At 46.1% G+C, this 21,837-nt stretch carries 17 protein-coding genes; 6 read left to right on the top strand and 11 right to left on the bottom strand.

From position 1 onward, the window contains the following. Positions 1–155: 155 nt before the first annotated feature. The 8 genes from ACRD7P_RS14510 to cobA form a co-directional block, all read right to left on the bottom strand. Positions 156–1,448: an alginate export family protein gene (locus tag ACRD7P_RS14510; RefSeq protein WP_430908356.1), complete on the bottom strand. Its 1,293-nt coding sequence runs from the start codon at positions 1,446–1,448 to the stop codon at positions 156–158. A 42-nt stretch (positions 1,449–1,490) separates the two neighbouring features. Next, the gene (locus ACRD7P_RS14505) at positions 1,491–2,318 is read right to left on the bottom strand and encodes an ABC transporter ATP-binding protein (RefSeq protein WP_430908355.1); all 828 of its coding nucleotides are present in this window, start codon (positions 2,316–2,318) and stop codon (positions 1,491–1,493) included. Positions 2,319–2,334: 16 nt separating this feature from the next. After that, positions 2,335–3,174 (bottom strand): ABC transporter ATP-binding protein, encoded by an 840-nt coding sequence (locus ACRD7P_RS14500; RefSeq protein WP_430908354.1) that lies wholly within the window; start codon positions 3,172–3,174, stop codon positions 2,335–2,337. A 48-nt stretch (positions 3,175–3,222) separates the two neighbouring features. Further along, complete coding sequence (locus tag ACRD7P_RS14495) at positions 3,223–4,323, bottom strand: ABC transporter permease (RefSeq protein ID WP_430908353.1); 1,101 nt, start codon at positions 4,321–4,323, stop codon at positions 3,223–3,225. 34 nt (positions 4,324–4,357) lie between these two features. Continuing rightward, positions 4,358–5,743, bottom strand: coding sequence for a CmpA/NrtA family ABC transporter substrate-binding protein (locus ACRD7P_RS14490; RefSeq protein ID WP_430908352.1), 1,386 nt, complete (start codon positions 5,741–5,743; stop codon positions 4,358–4,360). A gap of 452 nt (positions 5,744–6,195) precedes the next feature. After that, positions 6,196–6,954, bottom strand: a complete 759-nt coding sequence (locus ACRD7P_RS14485; RefSeq protein ID WP_430908351.1) for a Crp/Fnr family transcriptional regulator — start codon at positions 6,952–6,954, stop codon at positions 6,196–6,198. Between the two features lie 11 nt (positions 6,955–6,965). Then, positions 6,966–8,387 carry an MFS transporter gene (locus tag ACRD7P_RS14480; RefSeq protein WP_430908350.1) on the bottom strand — a complete coding sequence of 474 codons (1,422 nt, stop codon included), beginning with the start codon at positions 8,385–8,387 and terminating at the stop codon, positions 6,966–6,968. A gap of 908 nt (positions 8,388–9,295) precedes the next feature. After that, the gene (cobA, locus tag ACRD7P_RS14475) at positions 9,296–10,069 is read right to left on the bottom strand and encodes a uroporphyrinogen-III C-methyltransferase (protein WP_430908349.1); all 774 of its coding nucleotides are present in this window, start codon (positions 10,067–10,069) and stop codon (positions 9,296–9,298) included. Positions 10,070–10,193: 124 nt separating this feature from the next. Here cobA and nirB point away from each other — a divergent pair, with 124 nt between their 5' ends. The 6 genes from nirB (at position 10,194) to ACRD7P_RS14445 (ending at position 16,718) form a co-directional block, all read left to right on the top strand. After that, positions 10,194–12,698 carry a nitrite reductase large subunit NirB gene (gene nirB / locus ACRD7P_RS14470; RefSeq protein ID WP_430908348.1) on the top strand — a complete coding sequence of 835 codons (2,505 nt, stop codon included), beginning with the start codon at positions 10,194–10,196 and terminating at the stop codon, positions 12,696–12,698. Positions 12,699–12,864: 166 nt separating this feature from the next. Then, positions 12,865–13,230, top strand: a complete 366-nt coding sequence (nirD, locus tag ACRD7P_RS14465; RefSeq protein ID WP_430908347.1) for a nitrite reductase small subunit NirD — start codon at positions 12,865–12,867, stop codon at positions 13,228–13,230. 87 nt (positions 13,231–13,317) lie between these two features. Then, positions 13,318–13,908, top strand: coding sequence for a DUF4202 domain-containing protein (locus tag ACRD7P_RS14460; protein ID WP_430908346.1), 591 nt, complete (start codon positions 13,318–13,320; stop codon positions 13,906–13,908). A 21-nt stretch (positions 13,909–13,929) separates the two neighbouring features. Continuing rightward, on the top strand, positions 13,930–15,783 hold the full coding sequence (locus ACRD7P_RS14455; protein WP_430908345.1) for an ATP-binding protein: 1,854 nt from the start codon (positions 13,930–13,932) through the stop codon (positions 15,781–15,783). Continuing rightward, a complete protein-coding gene (locus ACRD7P_RS14450; RefSeq protein WP_430908344.1) occupies positions 15,773–16,366 on the top strand; it encodes a precorrin-2 dehydrogenase/sirohydrochlorin ferrochelatase family protein in 594 nt (197 codons plus the stop codon). The genes ACRD7P_RS14455 and ACRD7P_RS14450 overlap by 11 nt, the downstream gene beginning before the upstream one ends. Next, positions 16,356–16,718 carry a DUF7009 family protein gene (locus ACRD7P_RS14445; protein WP_430908343.1) on the top strand — a complete coding sequence of 121 codons (363 nt, stop codon included), beginning with the start codon at positions 16,356–16,358 and terminating at the stop codon, positions 16,716–16,718. Before ACRD7P_RS14450 ends, ACRD7P_RS14445 begins: the two co-directional genes overlap by 11 nt. Before the next feature lie 117 nt (positions 16,719–16,835). Here ACRD7P_RS14445 and ACRD7P_RS14440 read toward each other — a convergent pair whose 3' ends face one another. From ACRD7P_RS14440 to ACRD7P_RS14430, 3 genes are all read right to left on the bottom strand, one after another. Then, entirely contained in the window at positions 16,836–18,173 is a 1,338-nt protein-coding gene (locus tag ACRD7P_RS14440) for a RagB/SusD family nutrient uptake outer membrane protein (protein WP_430908342.1), read from the bottom strand. A 12-nt stretch (positions 18,174–18,185) separates the two neighbouring features. Further along, positions 18,186–21,227 (bottom strand): SusC/RagA family TonB-linked outer membrane protein, encoded by a 3,042-nt coding sequence (locus ACRD7P_RS14435; RefSeq protein WP_430908341.1) that lies wholly within the window; start codon positions 21,225–21,227, stop codon positions 18,186–18,188. Between the two features lie 92 nt (positions 21,228–21,319). Then, positions 21,320–21,796, bottom strand: coding sequence for an Lrp/AsnC family transcriptional regulator (locus tag ACRD7P_RS14430; protein ID WP_430908340.1), 477 nt, complete (start codon positions 21,794–21,796; stop codon positions 21,320–21,322). Positions 21,797–21,837 lie beyond the last annotated feature (41 nt).

The following is a 21,837-nucleotide window of genomic DNA, read 5'->3' as shown; positions in this document are numbered from 1 at the left end:
AACCACTAACCACTAACCACTAACCACTAACCACTAACCACTAACCACTAACCACTAACCACTAACCACTAACCACTTCAAAAACCAAAGAAAGAGCCGCCACAACTGGAAAACAGTCATGACAGCCCTTATCGAAGCATTGTTAAAATCTTATATCAGTCGTTCTTAGCGGTGTTCAGGAATTTTGGTTTAAAGGTCAGTTGTACCCAGGCCCAGTTCTGACTGTCCGCGGCGGCTTCTTCCGTTACACCTTTGAGTTCGTACATTCCATCAGAGGCAAACATTTGCGAGTAGCCGATTGCCAGACCGTAACCTTTGAATTTTTTGGAAAATACGAGGTCTACTTCGGTTCCCAACGATTTTTCACCGCTCGGCAATTCTTGTTCCCCACTGAAGTTGAGCACTTTTACGAGAAGGCTCGAGGTTTCGCCCAATTGAAATTTGGCGCTGGCGTGTATATCGAACAATCCGATAGAATTGGCATGGTTGCCTACGTAGAAGTAATCCATAAAGCCGTTAAACTTATGGTTGGTGCCGTATAAGGGGAAAAAAGCACCAGTTTCTCCGGCTTCCCCATCATTTCCGCTGATCACTTCCATACCGACACCAAACCCTACTTTTGATGTTGCCTTATAATTAAGGTCCAGCCCTAACAAATAGGCTCCCTCAACAGAGAGTTCCCCTTGCCGTTCCCCAGTTTGGATAAAGGCATTTAAACTGGCGCCAAAACTTCCTTTTTTGTAATTCAAATGAGTGCCTAGGGTCTGTAAATTACTTACACCATCGGCGGCTCGTTCTTCTCCCTCTCCTGTAAAGTTTTGAAAACCGTTGTTGAGCAATAATAGACTTCCCGAAAAGCTGTCCCATTTTTGCTTGAGGTAGGCATACTGCATGGTTTTATACGTAAAAAAGCCACTGGTATTGAATGCGGTTCCTACGGACTGAAATCCGGTAGGGTTGTCAAAGTCTTGGCTAAAGGCCAATCCGATGTCCATCATAAAACGGTCCTTGCTGTATTTTAAAAGACCGGCATCATGGTTTCTGGCCTGTTGTGCCCAATCGAGCCCGCCAAAAATGCGCTGATCGTCGTATGAAAGTACCTGGCGGCCCAATTTGGTCGACCATCCTTTCCCCAAATTAATATTGGCCCAAGCCTCGAACACCGCAAAGGAGTCGTTTTGATCATCGGGCAATATCTGACGGTTCTCTCCCCAAACCATCACATCTTGCAAACTCACATAAAACTGATAGGAGTCGAACGTATAGCCCGTGTTTAGTCGCAATCGGGTAGAAATGGCATATCCAGGATCTGCCGCATCGGGAATAATGCTCCCAAAACCGTTTCGGTACTCCGTTCGGGGCTTAAACTGGCCGTCCAAGGTAAACTGTGCGAAGGTAAGGTTTATGGATACCAGTGCGAATACGATGAGAAGGTAGTATTTTTTCATAATCTAGGTGTTTTTTAACTGAAGGTGTTTAAAGAAATGGTTTTAATGTTCCAAGAAATCGATAAGATGTTTTCGATAGGTATAATAATCGGGGTGGTCCAGGACCGATTTTCGGGTCCGGGGCCTTTGGAAATCAATGTTGAGAATGTCCCCGATCTTGGCCCGCGGCCCGCTGGTCATCATCACTACGCGATCGGCCAGAAAAATGGCCTCGTCTACGTCATGGGTAATCATTACGGCCGTAATTTTCTCCTTGTTCCAGATTTCGATGAGAATATCCTGTAGTTCCCCTCGGGTAAGGGAGTCCAACATTCCAAAAGGTTCGTCCAACAACAGTACCTTTGGCTTAATGGCGAAGGCCCTTGCGATTCCGACACGTTGCTGCATCCCCTGCGAAAGTTCGGATGCTTTTTTGTCGAACGCCCCATCCAAACCTACCTTGTGCAAGTAGTATTTGGCGATATCCTTACGTTGTGCTTTGGTGGCATGGGAAAACACTTGGTTTACCCCTAGCAACACATTTTGTAGGGCGGTCATCCAAGGCATAAGGCTTGGCGACTGAAAAATGACCCCTCTATCGGGTCCGGGCCCTTTTACGGGATTTCCCAAAACGGCGATATTCCCTCCGGAAATGGGATTGAGTCCGGCGATCATGGACAACATGGTCGTTTTTCCACAGCCGGAATGCCCGATGATGGTAACGAACTCTTCCTTCATGATCTGAAGGTCCAAATCTTCCAATACCACATAATCGCCCTTGGGGGTCGGATATACTTTTTTGAGTTTGGAGAGGTCCAACATCACTTTGGAAGGATAAAAGATCCCATTTTCCGAAGTCCCTTTGCCGGTATCTATGGTTGCGGTGTTCATTTTTTTCTTTTTTAGTTTAGGCTACAAAACTTTTAGGGGTAATTTCCGGGAGTACATATTCCGTGGTACCTACCGATTTTCGTTCCTCTCCGATATCCATCAAGTAAGCGATGATGGCATTTCTTGTTTTTTTATAGCTGGGATTGTCGTTCAAGGCCGTTTTATCGCGTGGCCTGTCGATATCGATTTTAAATTCCGGTCCTAGGGTTGCATTTGGCCCCGGTTTTAATGGTATTATGCGGTCGGCCATATAAATGCCTTCATCTACATCATTGGTGATTAGGAGTGCGGTGCGTTTGTCCTTGCTCCAAATGTTCAGGATCTCATCTTGCAGGTTTCCTCGGGTAAGTGCGTCCAAGGCTCCCAAAGGTTCGTCCATAATGATCATTTCGGGGTCCATGGCCAGTGCCCTTGCAACCGCTACACGTTGGCGCATACCGCCCGAGAGCTCTTTTGGGCGTTTATTGAAGGCAGGAGTAAGGTTTACCATGGCCACATACTCTTTCACCCGTTGGGTCAACACTGATTTTTTTTCTTTCGGAAAGGCCTCTTTTACGGCCATGTAAATGTTTTGCCCTACTGTTAACCACGGTAAAAGCGAGTAATTTTGAAAAATGACCCCTCGCTCATGACTGGTATCCACCACTGGTGTACCCTTGAACAATACTTCTCCGCTTGTTGGCTTCAGTAGCCCATTGATGAGGTTCACCAAGGTCGTTTTTCCACTGCCCGTAAATCCCACAATGGCGACAAATTCCCCTTCGGCTATGCTGAGGTTGATGTCCGACAGCACTTCGGTCTTATTATCGCCCTCACCATAGGTTTTGTAAACGTTATTTAGTTCTAGATATGCCATTTTTTCCTTTTTTCTTGTGATTTTTTACGCTTCTAGGGCCGTGGTCCTTTATACCGCTTCATTTTTGTTGAACGAAACCATATTTTGAACGGTCAACATCAAGCGGTCCAGTAAAAACCCGATAATACCGATGACGAACATGGCCACAATGATTTTGGAATTCGAATCGTTGGCCCCGTTTTGGAATTCTTCCCAAACGAAAAGTCCCAAACCTTGGCTCTGCGCCAATAATTCAATAGCGATCAGCACCATCCAGGCAACGGAGAGCGTAATTCTGAGGCCGGTAAAAATCAACGGTAAGGAAGAGGGAAGTATCACTTTGAACACCTTTTGAAACGTTCCCAATTTCAGCACTTTGGCAACATTGATATAATCCTTATCGACCGAGGAGACCCCCATGGCCGTATTGACCAAGGTTGCCCACATGGCACAAAGCCCAACACTGATAAACGAGATGACAAAGGCGTTATCGGTGCTATCCCCGATATACAAGGTTTTTACGATCATGAAGACCAAGAGGTACCATACCACCGGAGAAACAGGTTTGAACACCTGAATGAACCAGTTGAACGCACTGCGCAATGGTGCGCTCAGCCCAATGATAATACCAATGGGTACGGCAATGAGCAACGCCAATAAAAAACCTGCAAAAACGGTGCGGATACTGGTCAGTACGATATCGATAAAAGAAGCCCGCCCCGTATACACAATAGGATTTTTTCCTTTGGCGATCAGTTTTGCATTGGTATCGGTCATTTTAGTAACGAAGGCCGCCTTGTCGGCCTTGATGATTTTATGGTCCGCGATAAGCGACTGTAAAGAGGCCCATACCTGGCTCGGTGATGGCAAAGTGTTGGGTTGACAGCTACTATCGCCGGAAGCGATACAGGCACGTTCCGCAGCTGCCGCCTCGGCACCTCGTTCGGTCATCGCTTTTTCGATTTTATATTCGGCCTCTACATTATAGAGTGCTTTGGCGCCCCAATGCCATAGACCAATGAACAATGCGATCGAAAGTATGGTAATACCGGTTTTTTTTAAAGAGCTAAAAAGCGTTCCCTTGTTCGGTTTTGGGATGAACTTGGCCACCAGGGGCTTTAAAAATGAAAGGGACAGCCTGCTTTTCTTTAATATGATTTCTTGCTCCATGATACGTTAATTTTGCTTCGATTTGTACTGTGTTTTAATCCTTGTTCCCGATAGTGAAACTGTTGATGTACCCAATAGGGTCCTTGGCGTTATAGGTGGTACCGTCTATAAAGTCGGAGGTAGCCGGTTTGTAGCCATCGGTGTCGGGAATATCGCTGGCCGGTATTTGGCCTTCCGCCACGAGCAGGTCGGCCGCTTTTTTCCAGATGTCCGGTCGGTAAATGTCCTTAATGGTTTCTCCATACCATTCCGCTGTTTTGGTCTCGGGAATTTGCCCCCATCGCCGCATTTGGGTCAAAAACCAGATGCCATCGGAGTAAAAGGGATAGGTGGCATGGTATTTATAAAAGACATTGAAGTCGGGCATGGACCGTTTGTCCCCTTTTTCAAATTCGAAAGTACCGGTCATGGAATTGGCCAATACCTCCTCGGGAGCGCCTACATATTGCGACATCGATAAAATTTTCACCGCCTCCGGACGGTTCGCTGGATCGTCCAACCACTTTCCGGCCCGGATAAGCGCCTTGGTCACAGCAACCGCTGTGTTGGGGTTGTCTTCAACGAACTTTTTGGTCATTACAAAAACCTTTTCGGGATTGTTCTTCCAAATGTCATAGTTGGTGGTAACGGGAACGCCAATACCTTTAAATACCGCTTGTTGGTTCCAAGGTTCGCCCACGCAATATCCATAGATGGTTCCCGATTCCAAGGTAGCCGGCATTTGGGGCGGTGGTGTTACTGATAACAATACTTCGGCATCGATCTGCCCTTGAACGTTATCGGCGGTGTACATGCCCGGATGAATACCGGCCGCAGCCAACCAGTATCGTATTTCGTAGTTGTGGGTCGATACCGGGAATACCATTCCCATTTTAAAGGGCTTGCCACTATTTTTATATTCGGTGATTACGGGTTTTAAAGCATCCGCCTTTATGGGGTGAACCGGTTTTCCATCGGCATCTTTGGCCACATTGGGCTTCATTTTGCTCCACACATCGTTGGAAACGGTGATGCCGTTTCCGTTGAGGTCCATTGAAAATGGGGTGACCAATTGGGCCTGGCGCCCAAATCCCGCACCGGCCGCGATGGGCTGTCCTGCAAGCATATGGGAACCGTCCAATTGCCCGTCGATTACGCGGTCCAAAACATTTTTCCAGTTGGACTGTGCTTCAACGGACACAAAAAGGCCTTCATCTTCAAAAAACCCCTTTTCCTTTGCAATGGCCAATGGAGCCATATCGGTCAATTTGATGAAACCGAACGTTAGCTGCGGTTTTTCAATATCCAAGGATGTGCTTGTTGCGGTGCTATCCATCGCTTCTTCCGATGTCCCTTCGCTTTTCTTCTCTTTCCCTCCACAGGACACCAGTACTAGGGCCAAGAATGATACCAGCGTTGCTTTTGTAAAAATTGCTTTCATATTTATATTCATTTAGTTGACTACGTATTTATACTTATTTTAAACAAATGTATACGTAACGGAGCGGACGGTTTATGGGATACGCCATATGTGTTTAGGTTTTTTCATCGTAGTTCGAGAAAACAAACCGCATGTTAAAAACTGCGAAAAGGCAGGATTTTTTGGTAAGGTGTTGACTTTTAACCGGTGAGAGTAGGCTAGGGATGAATAACGATTTCTAGCGGAATACTACGTAGTCTTCGGGAACAGCCGGAAGCTACGGTACTGGAGGTGCCAGTGGCGCTGTGGCCTTTGCTATGCCGGTCATGTGGCAATGGGCCATGATTCGAGCTGATTTGAAAAAGTACGTTACGGTCTTGCGGGGAGCAGTTTGTTTTTTCAAGTCTTTGGTCTGCTGAATTTAATTCGCAAGTGGTATGAGATAAGCATCCCGTTTTCGAAGGGTTTTGGTGCTAGCTGTCCAAATAGAAGTTGTGTTCGGAAATCTCGTTTTTCAACAATTGTAAGTTTACTATGCCGATTCGTTTGCCCTTGGTAACGATCAACTGTTCTTTTTTAAGTGCCGATAAAACACGGATTACCTGTTCTTCGGTAGTTCCGGCATAATCGGCATATTCCCTACGGCTTAAAACCTGTGCCATAAAGCCATGCTCTTGGCCAAATTTGCGGTTCACGTATAGCAGGGTGTCGATTACCCGCTCGCGAACGGTCATTTGTGATAACGATTTTACCTTTACCTCACTTTTACTAAGCTCGTTCGCGTAAAATAGCATGAGGTCATAGGTGAAACTCGGTTCGGTGCGCAGTACCTCTTGCAAAAGGTCTTTGGAGAAATAGCAAAGAAGCGAATCTTCCAATGCAATAGCGCCGATAGGGTACGATTCCTCCGTGCCGAAACCTCGATGGCCGATAACTTCGCCCTCTTTGGCGAAACGCACGATTTGCTCCTTTCCATGCAATCCGGTACGGATTACCTTTACCGTACCTTTCAAAAGAAAAAACAAACCGGTTACGGCAGCACCTTCCATAATAAACTGTTGGCCTTTTTTACAACGGATTTCTTTTCGGTGCTGGGTAAAGGTGTTAACAATAGTGGAACCCAGGTTTTTTTTGATCAAGCATCGCGCGTTCCCACAAGTGCTACAAGCCGTAATGGGCAAAGTAGTGTCCCTGCTGTCGATAATGGTGCTATGTTGATTTGAGACTGGCATGAAACGGTCTATTATTTATCAAAGGCCATTTGTGGAACGGTCGTTTGTTTGGGTTCTTGTTTCGATGCACGCTCCTCCGCAGTAGAAAATTTAATGGTCAAGGAGGCCAACGCAGCTAGGATAACAAATAGACCGATAACAAAATATCCGCCGGAAACAGCCGTAGACGCTGCTGCCGACTGTGCCATTTTCATCGCTTGGTCCCCTAATAATGCATTATTGGCCAAGGCGTTGGTTTCAGCAACCGCCGATTGTGATTTTAAGAGCATGGCCGCAAGAAAAGCCCCTACGTTACCGCCTGCACCTACAATGCCGGAGATAGAACCGATCGCTTTTTTATTGATGAAGGGAACCACCGAAAAAGTAGCGCCCTCGGCCATTTGCACCGATACGCTAAACCCGATCAAGAACAGAATACCCAAAGCGATGCTGGTAGTAGTGGAAAAAACTGTTAACATAGTACCTTCAATGGCCAATATCAACGCCAGAAACAGCACTCTGCCCCGAAGTCCTTTGAGCTTTCCAAAACGATCACCGAAAAAGCCGCCCAATGTTCTTGCAAAAATATTCATTAAAGCAAAGGAAAGTACGAGGTTGCCCGCGGTAGTGCGGCTAAACCCGAAGGTATTCCTTAAATAATCGTCCATGGTACCGTATACGGTCAGTTCCATTCCAAAACAAGCGGCATACACCAAAAACAACACCCAAACCCGATAGTCTTTTAGGACCGAGGCAAAAGGGACCTCATCTTTTTTGAGCATTGGCATTTTGCCCTCTTTTTTCAGGTCGGCGAAGTTTCCTTCCGGGGTATCTTGGGTAAAAAAGTAATATACCAGGCCCATAAGCATTGCTACTACCCCGGCAATAATCATAGAATAACGCCATGCCACTTCATCGGCAACACCAAAGCTGACAACGGCCGCAGCGATTAATGGCATTCCCAAGCGGTTGGCACCCCCGCCCAAATTTCCCCAACCCGCCGAGGTGGCGTTTGCGGTACCAACGATGTTCGGGGCGAACATTATGGAGGTATGAAACTGTGTAATGACGAAGGAGGCCCCTATAAAACCTATAAATAATCTACAGATTAAAAATTGAAGGGGTGTTTGTACAAAACCAATTAGAATAACCGGGATTGCCCCCAGAAGCAGTAAATAGGTATAACAGAGCCTAGGGCCATATTTATCACATAGTTTTCCGATGACCAGTCGGGCAAATACGGTGCCCGTTACCGCCAGTATAATGGAATTCCACTTTTGTGCAGGACTAAGACCAAGGTCCTTTACGACATCGGGCATGAAAGGTACAATGCCGAACCAGGCGAAAAAACAGATAAAGAACGCAATGGAGGTAATCCAGAACGTTCGAATGGGCATACTTTTAAAATGCAACAATTGTAAGGAAGTTGCCTTTCCGTTAGGGGTAGTTTTCATAATGTTTTGCTTCGATAGCTCTAAAATACGTATTTGATTACGTATTAATACGTAGACGGGATTAAAAATAATTATTTTTATGGTATTGTTGATGTCCGGGGGAGGAAATCGAAGAATTCAGAAAAAGAAGAATTCATTTTTAGGAATTCCGTTTTGTGGTCATGTTAGTATTTAGTACAAAGTAGTTAGTACCCTGTAGAAGATGGTAATCAGCTGATGGCTTTGCGCTTGTGTTTGAATTTGACTTTTGAATTTGTATTTGAACAGCGGTCTTTGCTCAATGATCAATTAGGCAATAAACAATGAACAATTGGCGGTTGGCAGTAATTTAGTAGAAAGTAGTGAGTAAAAAGTAGTTGGCAAAAAGTGAGCAGTGGGTACTCTTCTAACTTGAACCTGTCTTTGTTCCTTTTTCTTTCAGCGCAGCGGTCTTTGCTCAATGGATAATTAGGCAATAAACAATGAACAATGGCGGTTGGCAATAATTTAGTAGTAAGTAGTAAGTAAAAAGTAATTGGTAAAAAGTGGTTAGTTGTTACGAAAGTGTCGCGAGCTGATGGTTATGCGCTTGTGTTTGAATTTGATTTTTGAATTTGTATTTGAAAAGCGGTCTTTTTTCAATTAGTAATTAGGCAATGAACAATTGGCGGTTGGCAGCAATTTAGTAGAAAGTAGTAAGTGAAAAGTACTTGGCAAAAAGTGAGTAGTGGGTACCCTTCTAGCTTGAACTTGTCTTTGTTCCTTTTTCTTTCAGCGCAGCGGTCTTTGCTCAATGGACAATTAGGCAATAAACAATGAACAATTGGCGGTTGGCAGTAATTTAGTAGAAAGTAGTAAGTGAAAAGTACTTGGAAGTTTGAACTTGCGCTTGAGTTTGACTCTTGAACTTGAACTTCCTTTTCCACGTCCTAGAGATACGAGTGTACCACACGTTGTACGGCCTCTTCAAAAAAGGTAGGGTGTTCGGCGACGACATTTCCGATAACAATGATTCCCGGTTGGGAAGGGTCGACTTTGTGGGCAGCTTCGCCAATACCGTTCAATGTTGAAACGGTGCAGGTTTCATTGGACATGGTGCCATTTTGGATGAGGGCGATGGGTGTGTGGGAACCACGATATTTACTGACTTCCACGGCAATTTCGTTCAGTTTTCGAACGCCCATTAAAATAACAAGGGTAGCGGTCGATTTTGCTGCATATTCCAGGTCTTCCGAAAAGGTTCCATCCCTTTTTGTAGCGGTCATTACCCAAAAACTACTGCTGACCCCACGACTGGTCAAAGGAATTCCCTGGCTCGCCGGCACCGCTATGGCGCTGGATACTCCGGGGACAACGGTTACGGAAATGCCAAAAGATGTTACATAGTCGATTTCTTCCGAAGCCCTTCCGAATACAAAAGGATCACCTCCCTTTAAGCGGGCAACGGATCCGTATTGAAAAGCGGTTTCAACCAAAAGGCGATTGATTTCGTCCTGCGTGCGGGAATGACTATTGCACCGTTTCCCTACGTATATCTTTGGAATCGCCGGGTCGACTTCTTTTAGTAATTCCGGACTGACCAAGGCATCGTAAAGAATGGCTTTTGATTGTTGTAAGGCCTGCAAACCTCGAACAGTTATAAGGTCGTGGCTTCCTGGTCCGGCTCCTACCAAGGTTACTTTTGGTTCTATTATTGCTTCCATAAATTAAAATACTAAAGGTGAAATTTTGCCATATCCACAACAAGAGTACGTAATTATTCCGATATAATCACTATTAAAATACGTATTAATACGTATTATTGTGATGTAGATTTAAGCGAAGCATATGAAAACAATTGTTGTTGTAGGAAATGGGATGGTGGGCTATAAGTTCTGTGAAAAGTTCGTCGCCCAAGCTACTAAAGAAGACTATCAACTTGTCGTATTCGGTGAGGAACCCAGGGTAGCGTACGATCGCGTGCATTTAAGCGAATTTTTTGAGGATGGGGATGCCGAACGACTTGCACTGGCCCCTAAAATCTGGTATGAAGAGCATGGCATTCACTTGCACATTAATGAACAAGTGACCGAGATCAATAGAAAAGATAAAACCCTGGGCACTTCCAAGGGAGACCGATACACCTATGACACCTTGGTGATGGCCACAGGGTCCGTTCCCTTTGTGCCGCCGATCCGTGGGGTCGAAAAGAAAGGTGTCTTCGTTTATAGGACTATTGAAGATTTGGAGGAGACTTTGGCCTATGCCGAAACGGTAAAGGGCGGTAAAGCGGCCATATTGGGCGGTGGCCTTTTGGGCTTAGAAGCTGCAAAAGCAGTTATGGATATGGGCTTGGAGCCTCATGTAGTGGAGTTTGCCCCCAAGTTGATGCCCCGGCAATTGGATACAAGGAGCAGTAAAGTGCTTCAGGTAAAGCTAGAGTCGATGGGCATTCATGTCCACCTTAGCAAGGCCACCAACCAAATTTTAGGAAATGGTTCCATTACGGGAATGGAATTCGGGGAGGACGACATACTCGATGTAGATATGTTGGTGGTTTCGGCCGGGATACGCCCAAGGGACGAACTTGGCAAAAACGCCGGCCTGGAAATGGGCACCCGGGGTGGGATTGTGGTCAATGATCGGATGCAGACCTCGGACCCGGATATTTTGGCCATTGGCGAGGTGGCGCTGTACAACCAGATGATATACGGCTTGGTCGCTCCCGGTTACGAGATGGCGCAAGTGGCGGTCGATCAAATTCTGGGCAAATCGGAAGCCAGAATGGCCGCGGAAATTGATATGTCTACCAAGCTAAAACTTATCGGGGTAGATGTGGCCAGCTTTGGAATACCCTTTATGCCTGCGGATAAGGGGCATTCGATCATCTTTGAAAACAAGACCGAGAGCCTATACAAAAGAATCAACGTTACCCATGACGGTAAAAAGTTATTGGGCGGTATTTTGGTGGGCGACGCTGCCGATTATAATATGCTATTGCAGCTTTATCAAAATGAAATGGCCTTGCCCGAAAATCCGGAAGATCTTATCTTGGGAAGTCGCGGGGGAGGCCCCAGTGCGTTCGGTAGTGCCATGGACCTGCCAGATACCGCGGTCGTATGTTCCTGTGAAGCCGTTACCAAAGGCGCTATCTGTTGCTCGGTGCTCGATGATGGAAATGAAAGCGTAAAAGCCGTTGCCAAAGCGACAAAAGCCACTACCGGTTGTGGCGGTTGCAAACCTATGGTCGTCGATTTGGTTACCGAAAGTCTGAAAAGCCTTGGAAAAACGGTAAAAGTGCAGTTGTGCGAACATTTTGAATACTCGCGACAAGAGTTGTTCGACATCGTTAAATTAAAAAACATCCAAGATTATGATACTTTGCTCGATCTGGTCGGAAAAGGACATGGTTGCGAGGTGTGCAAGCCGGCGGTAGCGGCAATTTTTGCCAGTATCTATAATGAAACGGCCAATGTACAGCCGGCTATTCAAGACACCAATGATCGGTTTCTTGCAAACATACAGCGTAACGGTACCTATTCGGTAGTACCAAGGGTCGCTGGGGGGGAAATTACCCCCAAACAACTGATGACCTTGGGGCGCATCGCCCAAAAATTTGATTTGTATACCAAAATCACCGGTGGACAGCGCATTGATATGTTCGGGGCGCAATTGCATGAGCTTCCGTTAATATGGGAGGAGTTGATTGCGGAAGGTTTTGAAACCGGACAGGCCTATGGAAAGTCGTTACGGACGGTGAAAAGTTGTGTCGGTTCTACCTGGTGCCGCTATGGAATGGACGAAAGTGTCAGCTTTGCCGTAGAAATCGAACATCGATATAAGGGCATCCGCTCTCCCCATAAATTTAAAGGTGGGGTTTCCGGTTGCATTCGCGAATGTGCCGAAGCACGCTGCAAGGACTTTGGTTTTATCGCCGTCGAAGGAGGGTGGAACGTTTATGTTGCGGGGAACGGTGGAGCGAACCCAAAACACGCGGAACTGCTTGCCGAAAAAGTGGACAAGGAGACCGCTATCCGATACGTGGACCGCTTTATCATGTATTATATCAAAACCGCCCAGCCGCTGACGCGAACGGCGGCATGGTTGGAAAAATTGGAAGGGGGCATTACCTATTTGCAAAACGTAGTGATCAACGACTCGCTGGGCATTGCGGCCGATCTGGATGCCGAAATGCAGGCCTTGGTCGATTCCTATAAGTGCGAGTGGAAAGAAGCCGTGGAAAATCCTGAAATACGTGCCAGATACACTCATTTTGTAAATTCCGACGCTACCGACGATTCCATTGAGTTCGTTTCCCTTCGCGAGCAAAAAATGCCAAAAGAATGGGCATAATGTGGGTAGGCCACAAGAAATTGGATAAAAGAAGATAGACTAAAGAAAATAGAAAACGATGGTAGTCAGTGTCCATAATCGGCTAGTATCGTTTAAGAATTGTAAGGTCGAGCCCTTTAGGACAGCTACCGGCCTTTGAAAACAAAATTGTAAAAGCGCAACGCATATGAACACCCAAGAATCCATTGCCGACACAGCCGTAAAAACATGGTTCAAGGCAGCGCCGATCGAAAAGTTTCCCAAAAATGCCGGGGCCTGTATCAAATACAAGGATCAACAGATCGCCGTGTTCAACTTTACCCGTGAGAACAAATGGTATGCCTGTCAAAACTTATGTCCGCATAAAATGGAGATGGTATTGTCCCGAGGAATGATCGGGGAAGAAAACGGGATACCAAAAGTGGCGTGCCCTTTGCACAAAAACACTTTTTCCCTGGAAACCGGAGAATCCATTACGGGAGCATGCGACGCCATAACCACCTTTCCGGTAAAAATAGCGGATGGGTACGTATGGGTCGGCTTTTCGGATTGAAAACAAGGATGCATTGTAGGTTCCGAACGGTTTCTTGGTGAACAGCTCAAGACGAGTTCAGTATCTTTGAAAAAAGAAACAAGTCGTATGACAGCCAAAGAACTCCTCCAAGAAGCGTTTTATCGCTTTGATATGGCCAATGAGCAAGATCCGAACACGGAACGGTATCAGGGGAAAACGTACCCAAAAGAATTGCTCTATGCCCAACGCATGACCGAACAGCTGAATGCGTTCGCACCCGAAGCCTCCGTAGCATTGCAACTGACCGCGCGTTGCCAACATATTTGCCGTTGGGAAATTCCACGTGATTCGTACGAAATGAATCGGGAGGGCTATCTGCGATGGCGGCAGGATTTGAAAAAGTTTCATGCGAAAAAAGCGGCCGAAATTCTTTCGGCGGTAGGTTATGACGAAGAAACCATTGCACAGGTCGCTTTCTTGCTCGGTAAAAAACAACTGAAAAAAAACGCCGACACCCAAACTTTGGAAGACGTTATCTGTTTGGTTTTCTTGGAGCATTATTTTGAAGCTTTCGCCGAAAAACATCCAGAGGACAAAACCATTGCTATTTTGCAAAAAACGTGGCGAAAAATGTCGGAAAAGGGACAGCAAGCGGCCCTGTCACTTCCCTTGTCGGACAAGGCCTCTAACCTTATAAAACAAGCGTTGTCGGCCTAATTAACCATCCAGGCAGTATCCATGACCAAAGGCAAGCACCATAAATCACTGGACACGACCACCTTTCTTAGGATCCGGAAATGGTATCTGTGGGCATTGGCCGCAATAGCGCTCACCATTATCATTGCACAGGTGCTGATCCAATTACACCTGAACTCACAGTTGAACGATTCCCGTGTGATCAACGTTGCGGGACGCCAACGGGCCTATAGCCAAAAATTGGTAAAAGCCGTGTTGCTATTGACCAGAACAACGGACAAGACTCAGGAGCATACGGTAATCAAAGAAATTCAAAAAACATTGGAGGTATGGAAAACTTCCCATCTCGCACTTCAGTTAGGGGCCGATAGCCTGAATATTCCCATGGAAGACGATCCGGCGATCTTATCGTTGTTCCAAAAGTTACAGCCCCATCATTCCGCAATGGTCATGTCTGGAGAGCATATTTTGAAAACAGGAAAAGCTGGTAAAAATGGCAGCAAAACTGCAATGGATGCCGATGTCTCAATACTCTTGGAGAATGAGCGTCCTTTTTTAGAGCTTATGGATACCATCGTTAACGAATACGACAAACGTAGCAAGGCTCAACTACAGAATTTAAAGCAAAAAGAGTACTGGTTATTGGCATTTTCCCTGCTTTTGTTGCTGTTGGAAATGCTTTTTATTTTTCGGCCCCTATCCATTCAAATTCGCAACACCATTTCCGATCTGGTAAGAAGCAGGTCGAACTCGGACGCCCACGCCCGGGAGGTACAGGAACTGTTTTCCGAAAAGGAAAAATCACTACAGGAACTTCAGGAACTGAATTTTGTAATCGATAACGCCGCCCTGTTCGCAAGTGCCCGAAAAGACGGGAGTATCGTTTTTATGAGCAAAAAGTTTTTGAAACTGTTGGGGGCCGAAAAGGAACAGCTGAACACCCCACTTTCCGAGCTTTTAACCAGTGACGAAGGCCAACAACAGTATTTGAAAGAGGTGTTGAAAAGCAATCGAAAGAACAACATCCGTAACGAGGAAATACAGATTACGACCAGGGAGGGCATTCGTATCTGGTTGGATATTTCCATAGTTCCGATGCATCAGGCGAGCAAACAACAAAGTATTCTGATCCTCTGTTCCGATATTTCCGAACGGAAACGAAATGCCTTGAAAGTGGAGCAATTGACCCGGGAGCATTTTGAGGAACGTATGCTTCAAAAAAAGATGCAGGCCAGTCAGATTGTGGAAGGTCAGGAAGAAGAACGAAAAAGGATCGCGAAGGACATTCACGACGGTATCGGGCAAATGCTTACGGCATTGCGGTTCAATATCGAATCGATCGATATTGAAAATACGGCGAAGACCGCCGAAAAAATAGCCTATTTGAAATCGTTGACCGCCGACTTGATCAAAGGGGTACGTACCGCCACCTTCAACCTTACCCCGCCGGAATTGACAGATCACGGCATTTTTCCGGCCCTACATAAAATGAGTACCGAGCTTTCCAAGCTTACCGGGAAAAACATTTTGTACGAAAACAAGGCCGAAGCACAAGTACGGTTGTCCTCACTTGCCGAGACCAACATTTATAGGGTCACCCAAGAAGCGGTGAACAATGCCATCAAGTATTCCCAGGCGAATTACATTCTGATCAGCATCAACTTCAAGGACGACATGCTGAGTATCGTAGTGGACGACGATGGAAAGGGCTTTGATCCGAACCTTTTGGATACCGTTCCCAAAAACAATAGCGAAGGCGGAATGGGCCTGTTTTTTATGAAAGAACGGATCAGCTATATCAACGGGCGCCTGTTCATTAACTCCCGACCGGGAAAAGGGACCCGTGTAACCATCAATTATAAAACAAACAATCAAGAGGAAGTATATGGAACGTAACGAACTGTATCCCGTTTTTCTAAAAGTATCGCAATTGGATATTTTGATCGTAGGCGGTGGAAACGTAGCCGAAGAAAAGCTGACTTTTTTATTAAAATCAAGTCCGAACGCTACCGTTACCATGGTCTCTCCCATGTTTCGGGAGGCTACGGTAGCACTTGCCGAAAAGTTCGGTATCACCATGCATCACGATATGTACCATGTCGATTATTTAAAGGGCAGGCATATGGTGGTGGCAACAACGGACAATGTTCCCGTAAACGAACAGGTGTATCACGATTGCAGGGCAAGGAATATTTTGGTCAATGTAGCCGATAACCCGCCTTTCTGTGATTTTTATATGGGCGGGATCGTAACGAAGGGTAATGTAAAAGTGGCCATTTCCACCAATGGGAAATCGCCCACTACAGCAAAACGATTGCGGCAGTTTTTTGAGGATGTGATTCCCGAAAACATCGATGATCTGGTAAAAAACCTGAACGAATTCCGAAAAACGATCAAAGGGGATTTTGAAGAGAAAGTAGAAACCTTGAACGAGTTTACCAAAGGCTTGGTCAATAAAAAGGCAGAAGATGAAAATTAGGATAAAAGGAAATTCGATGCGTTATCGCTTAACAAAAAGTGAGGTACAAACATTTTGCGAAACCGGCTTTTTTAAGGAGACGACCGATTTTGGGACGCGAACGTTTACCTACGCCATTGCAACGGGCGAAGGGGAAGAACTGCTGCAGGCGACTTTTGAAGATGCGACGATTACGCTGTTTTTAAATGAAAAAGAACGCCTTGGGTGGGCCGATAGTGCACAGGTGGGGTTCAGGCATACCATGCCTTTGGGCGATGGAAGGGAATTGACCTTGTTGCTGGAAAAAGATTTTGTTTGTATGGACGAGTCCGTAGAGGACCAGACCGATAACTATCCGAACCCACGGGCTTGATAGGGGAGTAATACCAATTTACCTTTAAAATGGTATAAGTTTTGGGTATTGGGTAGAGAAAAACGAAAAAGGCTCCATACTTGGGTATGGAGCCTTTTTTGCTGGTTTCGGGATGGTTTATTCTCTTGGGTATCCCGGATTCTGTTCCAAATTTTCGGAAACTTGTAGCTCGGCCCTTGGTATGGGAAGGATCCTTCTAAAATCTTCTAGCCCCAATACGGTCGCGGATCTATCGGTCCGTATCAAATCAAAGAAACGATGTCCTTCAAAATTGAGTTCCGCCCTTCTTTCGTACAATAAGGCGTCCAAATAGGCCTCGGTGTCGGCAAAAGTTCCCAAATCCGCCAGTCCGGCCCTGGTTCTTAGGATGTTCAGGTCAGCGGTTCCCGCATCTGGGTCGTTATTGGCAAATACCGCAGCCTCTGAACGAATGAGATAGAGTTCGGGCAAACGAAATACCTTGGCGTTGTTGGCATTGGTATTGTCGGGGTATTTGGCGGTACGGTCACGGCCACGGGCAACAGTGAAAAGCGCGCTTCTTGCGTCACCTTCCTCAAAGAATTCCAATAATGTTGCATCAACATTGTACTCATCCCTTCGAATGGTAAAACTGTTGTAGGAACTTTGGTCCTGATTACCAAAAACCACTTCAAAGATGGACTCCCCAGAGGGGTCGGTGGTATCATAAACATCATTGAGGTCTTCCTCCAAAATATAGCCCCCTTCGGTAATCACACGGTCGGCATCGGCAAAGGCGGCAGCGTAGTTTTTACGGTACAGGTTGACCCTTGCCCTTAGGCTTAGGCTGGCGAAAAAATTCATTCTCTCGGGATCGGCGTTCCCGTCCGACAGTTGAATGGCTGTATCCAGATCGGCCAAAATTTGATCGTATGTTTGGGCTACCGTACTCCGCGTTAGGTCGGGAATCTGATTGAAATCGTTGTTCGGAATCGGTTCCAGAAACAACGGCAGACCAAATTGTGAGGATTCGTCATAAAACTCCCCAAAAATTCGTAGCAGATCAAAATAGGCAAGGGCACGAATGGCATGCGCTTCTGCAAGTATCGCGGTTTTATCCAGATTTTCGTCTTCAATGGCATCGACTCCGGTAATGAGTAAGTTGGCGCTGCTGATGACCACATAGATATCGGGCCAACAAGATCTTATCCATCCGTTGGTAATGGGTACGGCGTTCTGATCCATTTCCAACTGGCTGTCAAAAAATCCTTCGAAAACGGAATTGTCCGCCAGTAAATCTGGATTAAGGGTGTATTCCAGCCCATAATAGTCTTCGTCCTGTAGCAGGGAGTAGGTTCCTGAAAGTACCCCTTGCGCGGAGGCCCCGTCAATGAGTGCCTGGTCCGTGTCCAATGAAGTTTGTGGTTCCGGCTCAAGAACATCGCAAGATGTAATGAACAGGGAGGCGAACAGTGGTATAAAATATCTTTTTTTCATAATGTTCATTTTTTAAAGTCCAATGTTTATTCCGAGCGTAAGGCTTCTCGATTGCGGTAAGGTTCCAAAGTCGCTCCCCGCTTGTCTGGGGTCCCTGGAATTTTGGCTTACCTCGGGGTCTAATCCGGTATAATCGGTAAAGGTCAGCAGGTTTTGCGCCTGTACATATAAGCGTAGTTTATAAAGGCCCATAAGGTCGGTGACCTTGTCGCTAAAAGTGTAGCCGATGTTCAGCGTCTTTAAACGAACAAAGGAACCGTCCTCCAGCCAACGGGAAGAGTATTCCCTCCAGTTTCCATTTTCCAGGGAGGCCCTAGGAATATCGGTAATGTCCCCTGGCTCTTTCCAGCGGTTGTTCGCAAGGGCATGGTTGTTTCCGTCAGGTAATGGAAAACCGGTACCGATACGGCTCCATCCCAAGTTTTCATAGGACGCCCTACTGTGGTTGAATATCTCGTTTCCAATGGAAAATTGGAACAGGAATCCAAGATCAAAGCCTTTGTAGCTAAAGCTGTTGTTCCAGCCTCCAAAAAAATCGGGTTGGGCATTTCCTACGATTTGTCGGTCCCCGGAATTGATTACACCATCCTCGTTAAGGTCGTCCCAAATGATGTTTCCCGTTTCGGGGTCTACACCGTCTTGGTCGATCAAGAAAAAGGTGCCGATCGGATTGCCCTCCGCTAAAATATGGGAATCGGAAATAACCTGTCGGTCCACGGCCAATTTCTTAACCTCGTTTTCGATGAAAGAAATGTTGAACGAAGAATTCCATTTTACCTCGCCGGTCAAGACCGCACCGTTCACTGAAAATTCAAACCCTTTGTTCTCTACCTCCCCGATATTATCGATTACCGTAGGGAAACCGGAAATACCCGGAATAACTCGGTTCAACAATAGGTCATCGGTCTGTTTCACAAAGTAGTCGGCGGTAAGGGTCAACCTGTTGTTCCAAAGGCCCAAATCGACCCCTACGTTGAACTGTGAGGTGTTCTCCCAGCTCAAATTTGGATTCGCCAATTGCGATGGAACAAGTGTCGCTCCTGTACGATAATCCTCAACTCCAAAAAGTCCACGGGAAGCAAAGTTTCCGATACCGTCTTGATTTCCGGTAATACCATAACTGGCCCTGAATTTAAGATCGGAAAGGTTATCCACTTCCTTTAAAAAGTTTTCTTGACTTACCCTCCATGCAATAGAACCGGATGGGAAAAATCCAAAGCGTTTGTCACTTCCAAAACGGGAAGAGCCATCTGCCCTGCCGGTAAGGGTTAACAAATACTTGTCCGCAAGACCGTAATTGGCTCTAAAGTAATACGAGGCAAGCCCCCATTCGGTGCCGCTTGTACTGGCACTGGTAACCTCTGCCGCAACATCCAATTTGGTAAAACTATCGTTTGGAAAACCTTGGGCGTTGATACTACTAAAATTTCTGCTTGACGCTTGATATGAAGTACCCAATACTAAATTCAGGTTATTGTTTTCCCCTAAATCAGGATTATAGGTAAAATAGTTTTCCGTAATCCAAGTGAAATCCTCCGTACTGCCATAAACGCCTAATCCGTTGGCGTTGGCATTTGCGGATTCTCGCGATATGATAGGGGTGTACGATTCGTCCGTTAAGCTGGTGTAGTCAATGGAGGTAGCCGTTCTAAAGGAAAGCGCATTCGAGAACTTTACATCGGCAAAAATACTACCGAGTCCTCTTGTGGTGCGTGTAAACCTGTCGTACTCGTTGGCGATAAGTACCGGATTGTCGAGCATCCACCATCCAAAATAATTAAAGGGATCGGCATAGGTGCCGTCTTCTTCCCGTACCGGCATTAGAGGGTCGCCGGCAATGGTGTTGATGACTACGCCGTACAGCGAGTTATCGTTAATGGTACGATTCTGGATCGTTCTGTTTACCGAAATGTTGGCCCCTACCTTTAGCCAATCCTTTACCTGGGTGTCCAAATTGATCCGACCGCTCACCCGTTCAAAACCGGTTCCGATCTGCACGCCCTCTTGATCAAAATAGGAAAGGGAAGTATAGTATTGGGTACGTTCATTACCGCCGGAGATGGAAACATCATGGCTTTGTATCGCCGCGGTCCGGAAAATGGCATCGTACCAATCCGTATTTCGGAGTTCCGGGTCGTTGGGGTCGAAGCCCCAAAGGTCCGAAACATAATTGTCCGGATAGTCCGTTCCGAGGTCCCTATTATCCTGCCGGGCCGCATCGTTCATCAGTTCCAATTGTTCTTTGGAACTTAACATATCGATGGAATTGGTGATGTTCTGAAATCCATAATAAGAGTTCACCTCCACTTTGGGGTCGCCGGTCTTTCCCCGTTTTGTGGTAATCAACACTACGCCATTGGCACCTCTTGACCCGTATATTGCGGTAGCGGAGGCATCTTTTAAAATCTCTATGGATTCGATATCCGCAGGATTAATGTCGGCGATCGAGTTCGTACTCTGTCCACCACTGAACAGATCCGACAAATCTTCCGGAATCAATGGAATACCATCGATAACATATAACGGTTGACTGCTTGCCGTAAGGGAAGAATTTCCACGGATTTGAATGCTCATTCCCGCACCAGGCGTCCCTGAAGGGGAACTGATCAAGGCTCCGGCAGCTCTACCTTGAAGCGCATTGTCGACACTGGCGACCGGTAAACGGGCAATTTCGCTTCCTTTGACACTCGATACCGAACCGGTAAGATCACGTTTCTTTTGACTACCATAACCCACTACCACTACCTCTTCCAAGGCTTGGGCATCCGGTTCCATGGTAATATTGATAGTAGCGGACGCACCAACGGCGACCTCTACCGTTTTTTGTCCGATATAGGAAAAGATCAACGCATTGCCCTCTTCGGCATTAATGGCGTAATTCCCGTCAAAATCGGTTTGGGTACCTACCGTGGTACCTTTAACGACAACATTTACCCCGGGCAAGGGAAGGCCGTCACTATCCGAAACCGTTCCGGATACCTGCTGTGCATAACCTATTGCGGTAAAAAGGAGCAATAGGGCATGCAAAAGAAACTTTGGTAAAAATTTTAGCATAGCACTATAATTAAGAGTTAGTATTCAATTTATAAAGTGTTCTTTAATACTATAACATGAGATGATTTAGCCGTTTGTTCGTTCTGTTGAAACTATGGTTTAGGTTGCTTTGGTTTTAGGGCGTTTACATCGTGGGAAGCCCATTTGTAAACACTGTAATAAATGGTGGAACTGGTATTGTCGACACCTTTTATGGTAAATATTTTCTCTCTCATGACCTCCAAAAGGTGGCTGTTGTTCCTACAGATCAAATTCACTTCCAAATCGTTGCGACCGGAAGTGAGCGCCAGAAAAGAAACTTCCTCTATTTTGGAAAGTGCCGCCACCACATCGTCCAATAAACTGGAGGGACGCACCTCGATCGTTACCCTGTTGTAGGCATTAAATCCCGTTTTGGTAGGATCTACCCAGCCCAATATATGCAATACCCCTTCCTCTACTAATTTGTTGTACCGATTGCTTACGGTCGATACCGAAACCCCGAGCTTGGAAGCAACTTCGGTAAAGGAGGATCGGCCATCTTTTTTTAAAAGGTTGACCAGTTTATAATCGAAATCGCTTAAAGCCATTTTTAGAAAAAATTGGGATTACGGCCCAATAACCTAAAAAA

The organism is Maribacter sp. 2-571 (assembly GCF_050589625.1).
GTDB lineage: Bacteria > Bacteroidota > Bacteroidia > Flavobacteriales > Flavobacteriaceae > Pelagihabitans.
Note: the sequence above shows the minus strand (reverse complement) of the source record. Positions and strands in the feature narration are given on the sequence as shown.

Bases quoted from the DNA above. Each gene is read 5' to 3' on its own strand.
- ACRD7P_RS14510 (WP_430908356.1), bottom strand. From the start codon at position 1,448: ATGAAAAAATACTACCTTCTCATCGTATTCGCACTGGTATCCATAAAC.
- ACRD7P_RS14495 (WP_430908353.1), bottom strand. From the start codon at position 4,323: ATGGAGCAAGAAATCATATTAAAGAAAAGCAGGCTGTCCCTTTCATTT.
- ACRD7P_RS14445 (WP_430908343.1), top strand. From the start codon at position 16,356: ATGAAAATTAGGATAAAAGGAAATTCGATGCGTTATCGCTTAACAAAA.
- nirB (WP_430908348.1), top strand. From the start codon at position 10,194: ATGAAAACAATTGTTGTTGTAGGAAATGGGATGGTGGGCTATAAGTTC.
- ACRD7P_RS14430 (WP_430908340.1), bottom strand. From the start codon at position 21,796: ATGGCTTTAAGCGATTTCGATTATAAACTGGTCAACCTTTTAAAAAAA.
- ACRD7P_RS14450 (WP_430908344.1), top strand. From the start codon at position 15,773: ATGGAACGTAACGAACTGTATCCCGTTTTTCTAAAAGTATCGCAATTG.
- ACRD7P_RS14435 (WP_430908341.1), bottom strand. From the start codon at position 21,227: ATGCTAAAATTTTTACCAAAGTTTCTTTTGCATGCCCTATTGCTCCTT.
- ACRD7P_RS14505 (WP_430908355.1), bottom strand. From the start codon at position 2,318: ATGAACACCGCAACCATAGATACCGGCAAAGGGACTTCGGAAAATGGG.
- ACRD7P_RS14480 (WP_430908350.1), bottom strand. From the start codon at position 8,387: ATGAAAACTACCCCTAACGGAAAGGCAACTTCCTTACAATTGTTGCAT.
- ACRD7P_RS14490 (WP_430908352.1), bottom strand. From the start codon at position 5,743: ATGAAAGCAATTTTTACAAAAGCAACGCTGGTATCATTCTTGGCCCTA.
- ACRD7P_RS14485 (WP_430908351.1), bottom strand. From the start codon at position 6,954: ATGCCAGTCTCAAATCAACATAGCACCATTATCGACAGCAGGGACACT.
- cobA (WP_430908349.1), bottom strand. From the start codon at position 10,069: ATGGAAGCAATAATAGAACCAAAAGTAACCTTGGTAGGAGCCGGACCA.
- ACRD7P_RS14455 (WP_430908345.1), top strand. From the start codon at position 13,930: ATGACCAAAGGCAAGCACCATAAATCACTGGACACGACCACCTTTCTT.
- nirD (WP_430908347.1), top strand. From the start codon at position 12,865: ATGAACACCCAAGAATCCATTGCCGACACAGCCGTAAAAACATGGTTC.
- ACRD7P_RS14460 (WP_430908346.1), top strand. From the start codon at position 13,318: ATGACAGCCAAAGAACTCCTCCAAGAAGCGTTTTATCGCTTTGATATG.
- ACRD7P_RS14440 (WP_430908342.1), bottom strand. From the start codon at position 18,173: ATGAAAAAAAGATATTTTATACCACTGTTCGCCTCCCTGTTCATTACA.
- ACRD7P_RS14500 (WP_430908354.1), bottom strand. From the start codon at position 3,174: ATGGCATATCTAGAACTAAATAACGTTTACAAAACCTATGGTGAGGGC.